Consider the following 7,580-nt stretch of genomic DNA (forward strand, 5'->3'; position numbering starts at 1 on the left):
ACGAGTTGGAGCAAGCTGGTCAGGCTGAACTCAGCGAATTGCAGACGATCGACTACATCCTGAGTGAAGGTTCGAAGTGCAAGCTGGTCTTGCTAACGGTGCTTTAAGAGGATCGTGGGTTTGGATACTTTTGCGGGACGAATAGAATATTCTAATTCAAAAGCGAGAAAATTGGGAACTTTGGAGTAGCCCCTCATCCGGCCATTTGGCCACCGTCTCCCTGATGGAGAAGGCAAAGAATTCGTGGAGATTTTTTCACGCAAAAGAGATCAATTTGGCAAATGAAATCAATTCACTGAAAAACCCTCGCCTGTTTTGGGATAGGGGGGCCATCGCAGATGGTGGGTGAAGCTGTTCTACTTACTGAAAATAAATGGAAATTGGGAACTTTGGAGTAGCCCCTCATCCACCTTCATCGGACCACTCAGCTGTTGTGGCCAAACTCACACTTCACTAGAGGCCAGGAATGCTGACAGATGTCGTGCTAGCCGAGTTCAGCTGCAGATATTGATCTGAGCTTGAACTGTTGACCTGGCTTGCAATGTTGGAGCTACTATCATTGGTGCCATCACCCATCAGCCAAATTTTGGTACCCTGTTCACCTGTAGCTGACCCCGTCGCAAAATTACTGCTGTAATCAGCGTTCTCATTTGGTTTGCGCCATGGATTCCCAATTTTGTAAGTGGTCATCCACTTAATGGGATCTCGTACTATCATGGCGACTTCTGTGTCGTCTGGTAAACTTTGGCCAGTTCTTAGGGTAGTTACCACAGTCGAAGCAATTTGCCCTCTGAAGCGGTTGGCCGTGTTTGTTACGTAAGAACCAACATAAAAATAGCCACCTACATCTTGGGTGGTACCGTAGCTGGAGTTAACATGAGACCAACTGCCACCTGATGTGATATCTGTGACTGACCCATTGGATAGATCGACTAACTTGAACTGGAAGCGACTGTAATATCGATTGATGTCGCTGGAACTGACTCCTGTAGAGCCACCATTGAAATCAACGTATAGTCCATACCAATTACCTGCAGTGATTAGGCTGTTGGCAGATCTCCATTGGAGGGCATTGTAGTCATCACCGTAGTTGAAAAAGATTCTGCCGTTTGTGTTGATTTCAATTTTGACGCTATCGTTGTGTCGCGAATCACTCTCCACTTTCGACTGACTCCAGAGTGTACGTGAAGTACTGAGATCTGTAGGTTTGAATACCGCAGCAACCGCCCAAGGTTGCCCACTTGCTGCTGTTTGAACACTGGAAACGGAATTACTTGGTGTAATAGTAGTTAATCTATGAAGGGGATTTTGTCCGTTCCAATTGTTGGAATTTCTCGCATACCCACTGGAACCATTAAAATCAACACCCTGATTCCAGGAAGTCCCATCCGTGCTTGGAGTATCATTGATGTAGAGATTGTTGACTTCCTGCGCCGTCAAGGCTCTCTTGTAAATCTTGAATTCATCAATATACCCCTTCCAAGGGTGCTCTTCCCTGCGATTGGTTCCAATTTTTAAGGCATACATGGGAGTTGGCTGAGACTCACTGCTCGTAACCTCAAGCACCCCATTCATGTAAATCAAAGAAGTCCCATCCGCTTGCTTGACAAAGGTTGCATGGCTCCATTGATTGGTTGGATACGTGTTCCCTGTTGACGTATGAACTCTTGTGTCTTTGTCCTCTCCTGCTTGACTGCGCCATCGTAGCCCTTGGTTTTTGTTAGAATCTAACTGCCAACTTTGAATTCCACCATCATTGCCAGTTTCAGGCACATAGCGAGAAGACATCAGAGAACTGAATTGCTTCATGTCTTCATCAGCATAAAACCAGAGACTAATTGTGAACCCACCCCTGCTGAAGAGGTCATCTTCATTGGTGTCATTCAAGCTATTGTTGTAAGCATAGCCGTTGCTGGCATCAAAATAAGCTGCAGTGTTATTTGAGAATTGGGAGTCTGCGAAAACAATGTTTGCTCCACTGACTGCTGTGAGGTCATAACGATTGTCACCATGGTACTGAGCAGTGTCTGTCAGATCACCATTGAACTGATAATAAACCAGCAAATCCTCATCTGGATCTGGATTGATCGGACCACCTCCATCGAAACTGTTTGTGGTTCTGGCGTAACTGTTGACACTAGGCTCAGATGTGGAGACTCCACCAACACTTGTTTCTGCTCGGATCACATAGTTGTACTGAGTGGCTCCATCCAATCCACTGTGGGTATAGCTGTTCGCATTCTCCCCTGTAACAATCCTGCCGTCATAAGTGCTGTTGTCATCTGGATCAATCACAATCGGAGAACCAGAAGCCTTCTTCCAGTAGATGACATGGTTGAAGGAGAGAGCAGACTCAGGACTAACTGTCCAAGTCAGGTTGACTTGCTGAGTGTTGGCTGGAGTGGTTCCAGCTAGATTAGTTGGTGGGGAAATCGGAATGGCTACCTTTGAAAAACCAGTACTAATATTTTTTATATTAAATATTTCGGGAGCAAAAAGGTTATTATAATGATCAAGAAACAATTCTACATAAGCCTCATCATTAGTGCTGTTGTCCCAGTTGCTATTGTTATGAACATAGATATAGCCAGAAAGATTTGTATCGACATATGAATGTGTATAGCCATTCCCTCCTGATTCTACAGAATAGTCAGTAGCACCATTCAACGTGCCATTGTGTAGAATTCTGCCAGCAGAGTTTGAGCTAGAAATTTCAAACGCAAAGTTATAAGGCTGCGCTGCCGTATTTGGTTTAAACCTTTGGTTATGGCTAGTATCTTCAGATCCATATGATGGACTGCCATGAGAGAGGAAGAATTTACTATAATTAATTGAAAGGTTAGAGGAGTCGCACTGCGAACATTCCCATTTTGATATACCGACAGGTTTACCCCTATCAGTCACATTGTCTGCATTATTCAGTCTGAACGAAACACCATCAGTACCGAAATCCCAACGCCTAGTTTCATAAACAGTGACAATTTCATCATACAAGACTTGCCCATCAAAGATAACTCTCTCGCCACTTTGTATAGGTTCGTTATAACGAATTGTGTGTTCGGAACCAACAACATTCAAACAATCGTATATGCTCAGATTGTCATTGGTGATACAACCTTCTACAACAGTTACATCGTCAATTGTCTGATTCGCCCAACTGGAAGGAACCACCACAGGATCAGTAGTGACTGCCTTTGGAGAGTATGTTCCTTTTGAATTATCATAGAAGTAGATGGCGAAGTGGTACTGAGTGCCTTCCACCCACGGGAAGTCTGAGTCAGTATTAGTATAAAAATGCTCACTTCCCCACTCCTGCAGATCAATCTCAAAATCCCAAGTGCTGGAATCAGTGCGATCAATAGGAGTTCCCATGTCATCAGAGACATAGATGTAGTAAGTGTCATTGAAGTAAGGGTTTTTTTCAAATGGAGACGGACGGACAGCATCCAAATCTGGATGACTGTCCCACATCATATAATAACTTGGTTTACCAACCTGTACTCCACGAATCACATTGAAACCTGTAACCGCTGAGATTGGAGCAATGGTTGGCTCTTCTGGTCTAGCACTCACCACGTTTGAGCTAGCACCTGCTCCCCCAGCATTGTTGGCTACGACGTAGTAGGAGTAGTTGGTCCCATTGGTCAGACCAGTATGGGTAAATGAAGTGCCGGTGACATCGGGACTGATCGCTGTGTAGCCGCTACCGCTTGTACTGACATAGATCGTGTAGTCTTCCGCGCCATCGACCACTGTCCAGGTAAGGCTGACTTCACCGGAACCCGCGGTAGCCGTCAGATCGGTTGGAGCGCTGGGGGGCTCCACTCCAGGAGTAGCGCTGATGGTGTCAGAGCTTTCGCTTGTACCTCCGGCATTGTTGGCTACGACGTAGTAGGTGTATTCGGTGCCATCGTTGAGTCCCGTGTGTGGATAGGAAGTACCGGTGACATTGGGACTGATTGCTGTGAAGGTGCTCCCACCGTCGTTACTGTAGTAAATTGTGTAGCTGTCTGCTCCCGGAGAGGGGTTCCACTGCAGATCTACCTGACCACTGGCCGCACCTGCGGAGGCTGTCAGTCCGGTCGGTGCCTCCGGAACTGGTGTGGCGTCGACTTCTGTAGCCGGTGTGCTGTCCCCCAGAGAATTGGTGGCAATAATCGTGAAGTCGTAATTATTGGCTGGATCTAAACCGGTGATTGTCTCCGTTGTGGCAGGGGCTGTGATGGTGATCGAGCCACTGTAAGTGCTGGGCTTACTCGGATCAATCGGCGTGCTTGGGTCAACGGTCCAATAGATCGTGTAGTTGTCGGCGGCTGGGTTGGTTGGTTCTGTCCAGCTCAAGTCGACGCTACCAGAGGGCAGAGTCGGTGTGGCCACAAATCCAGCTGGACTATCAGGAGGGGTGTTGCCGCTGTCTTGCGTGGTAATTGTCAGACTGGTGTCCATCGTGCTGCCGTAGCTACCGGCTGGAGTAGAGCTGACGCTGATGTTCAAGCTGACCTGCTGATTGCCATCCTTGATGCCATCTTCGACAGCATTTACTTCAACAGTTTGGGGAGTGTTCCAGTTACTGCTGGTGAAGGTAAGCGTGCTTGGACTGTAGCTGATCTCGCTGGAGTCGTTGTCGCTCAGGGTGATCGTCACTGTCGTACCGGCTGCTGGAGGTGTGTCCAGTACAAAACTGAGGGACTCGCTTGCGCCACCTTCCGTTAGGCTGGGCGGTGTGTTGGCGATGGTTAGTCCAGGCTCTGTTGCACTGTCGACAGTAAGAATCTCGGTGCTAGTGCTCAAGCCGTTGCTGGCTGCGTCAGCAGAAGTGGAAGTCAGGGTCAACAGGGTGGTCTGGTTGCCGTCCTTGACGTTGTCTTCCAAGGCAGTCAGTGTCACCGCCTGGCCTTCGTTCCAGTTATCGGGTGTGAAGGTAAGCGTGCTTGGGCTGTAGCTGATCTCGCTGGAGTCGTTGTCACTCAGGGTGATCGTCACGTCCGCGCTGGGCTGCATGCTGAGTGATACCGTGAAGCTATCCCCGCTACCGCTCTCGTTGAGCTGGTTGTTGCCACCACTGGAGGTAATGACGATGCCAGAGACATTGCCACTGTCAATCACGTTGACGGGCACGCGAATGGTTCCCAACTCACTACTGTAGTTGGGGTCACTTGAAGCGCTAACGGCCACAGTGAAGTTAGTATCCTGATCATTGTCGGCAACGCCATCTTCAACCGCGCTGATCGTCACGAACTGGGGCTGATCCCAGTTGGTTGGAGTGAAAGTCACCGTGGCAGGACTGGCGTTGATCTCTCCATCGGGGGAATTAATAGCCACGGTCACATCCCCAGTGGGCTCTTCATTGAGTTGTACATAAACTAGATCTGTGGCACCGCTCTCTTCGACAACGGTGTTGCCATCGGTCTGGGTAACGGTGATCCCGGGTCCACTAGCTGGGGGCGGCGGCAGGATGATCGTGCCACTGTCGATGGTAGTTACGCTGATGTCTTGTGCGTCAATTCCACTGGCATAGTTGGGATCGTCAGAGCCACTGACCAGTACACTCAAGGTAGAGGTCACGTCCCCATCGAGATCGCCATCTTCGATAGCGCTGACGGTAACTTCCTGGGGCTCGTCCCAGTTGCCTGGATTAAAGGTCAGGCTGCTGGGAGAGGAAGAGATCTGATCGGAAGGCACAGCGACGAGTGAGATGGTCACATCTCCAGTGGGCTCTTCATCCAGTACTATGCTGATCGTATCGTTGTTGCTGCTCTCGGTGACGGAAGTCCCTCCGTCCGATTCAGTTACAGTGAAGCCAGCGTTTGACTCTGGATTGCGTTCTCCACCTCCACCATTTCCAGTTCCTCCACTGGAGCCACTTCCACTGCTATCTCCACCACTTTCTCCATCACTACCACTCCCCCCCACATTGTCTGTAGGAAATTCGGGATAATCCTGATCATAGATGATGGTTCCTTCTTCTGGCATCATACAGCCAACCTGGAGCATACCTACAGTCACCAGCGCAAGGAAAAGGGATTGCCAGTGCTTTTTCATGTGAACCTATTTTGTAGAAGCGGTTGTGAAGGATTGATGAGTATTTGTTCAAATGAGAAAATTGCTTGAACTACTCTATGTGCTTTTTTGGAACAAACTTGAAAGATGTTTCTGAAACTATACCTGGTTATTTAGAACGTCAAGTAATTTTTTTATTATTTTTATTATTTTTCACCATCTTGTCACAATATCGAATCAAACCTGGTAAATTCGACAATTAAATCATTAATCTATATTTTGATGATAAATTTTAGCACCGAAAAAAGTATGTACTGAGGCGACTCAAAAAAATAATGGGCTTCAACCAAAGAGGGTGGATATCCGAAAGAGAGGACCCCCAAAACTAGCTGGAGGAATGGACTCAAAAGCTTTGATCTGCATTCATTAAGGATGCTCACTGGAAAATGTCCGCTATTGAAAGCCTGTCGACTTCTCTTTTCAAAGAGAGTCCATTTAAGAGTTTGTCCAATTTTAGTCAATTTGTTACAGATTCAGAACATCTACACTTGTATTTGTGAAAGATTGCCTTATTTTTCTCTCATTCAACTCTGCTGAATCTCTATAAATTTCTTAGAGAACTCAGCAATTTTACAAAAGCATTCTTATCTTAATAGAGGTTTTTTTGGATTATTAGTAAATAATTCTCAATTTAAAGAAAATATAATTCATTTAATTTCAGTTGTTTAAGATTTTCATCTATAAAATATTAAATTTTTGATTGACAGACATATCTAGCATGTGTAGCTTTAATGTCACATTTAGAACATTTGCCGTTCAAATCCGACCCTTTGGGTTACTTTGGAAACCAACAGTGGAGCACACTCATGAAATGGCTCATCACCATCATCACCGCCGCACTCACCACCACCGGTTGCATGCTCGAGACACCAGATCCGTGTGAAGGCAGCCCAATTGGCTGTGATGTGGCTCCATACACTGCTCCTACACCCAAGCCCAGTCAGCCTACTATCACTCCTGTTTCAGGGACTGAATCAATTACTATCAGCTATGGGGCATCAGGGGCTGATTATTATTTTGTACATTCATCTGAGACACTACCAGTTGGCACACAAAATCAGATTGAGACTACAAGCTCCACTCATACCTTCACTGGACTAGATCCAAACAAAGAATATTATTATGCTGTGACAGCTGTCAATGGCTCAGGCATTTCATCTAGCTCTGCAACAGCAACTAGCCAGCCCTATACAGTGGCAGCAAGCCCTACTGCTAGCCCAACAACAGATACATCCAATACAGTCACTTGGACTGCTGTCAATGGTGCTGACGATTATATTGTGTATATGAGCACCGCTACACCAGTTACTACAAGCGACACTGCTGTAAATGCTGGCACTGGCACATCATATGTCCATAGTGGATTGAATGCTGGTGACACTTGGTATTATATGGTTACTCCACGTAACGAAGTTGGTGCTGTAGATAGTATTGAAGTATCCACAGAGGTACTGCCACAGGCGCCAGGTACATTAGTAGCATCACCTACAACAAATGGTGGAGCTATCAATACACAATGG

General features: G+C 46.7%; 2 protein-coding genes. One reads left to right on the top strand and one right to left on the bottom strand.

What is annotated here, in order from left to right; all coding sequences use genetic code 11:
- Nucleotides 1–453: 453 nt before the first annotated feature.
- Complete coding sequence (locus P8O70_20135; GenBank protein MDG2199150.1) at nucleotides 454–6,042, bottom strand: fibronectin type III domain-containing protein; 5,589 nt, start codon at nucleotides 6,040–6,042, stop codon at nucleotides 454–456.
- 824 nt (nucleotides 6,043–6,866) lie between these two features.
- On the opposite strand from P8O70_20135, the gene P8O70_20140 reads away from it, so the two are divergent.
- The coding region (locus tag P8O70_20140; GenBank protein MDG2199151.1) for a fibronectin type III domain-containing protein at nucleotides 6,867–7,580 on the top strand (714 nt) is incomplete at its 3' end.

This window comes from SAR324 cluster bacterium (genome assembly GCA_029245725.1).
GTDB lineage: Bacteria > SAR324 > SAR324 > SAR324 > NAC60-12 > JCVI-SCAAA005.

Coding starts and splice junctions, on each gene's coding strand:
- P8O70_20135 (MDG2199150.1), bottom strand. CDS start 6,042: ATGAAAAAGCACTGGCAATCCCTTTTCCTTGCGCTGGTGACTGTAGGT.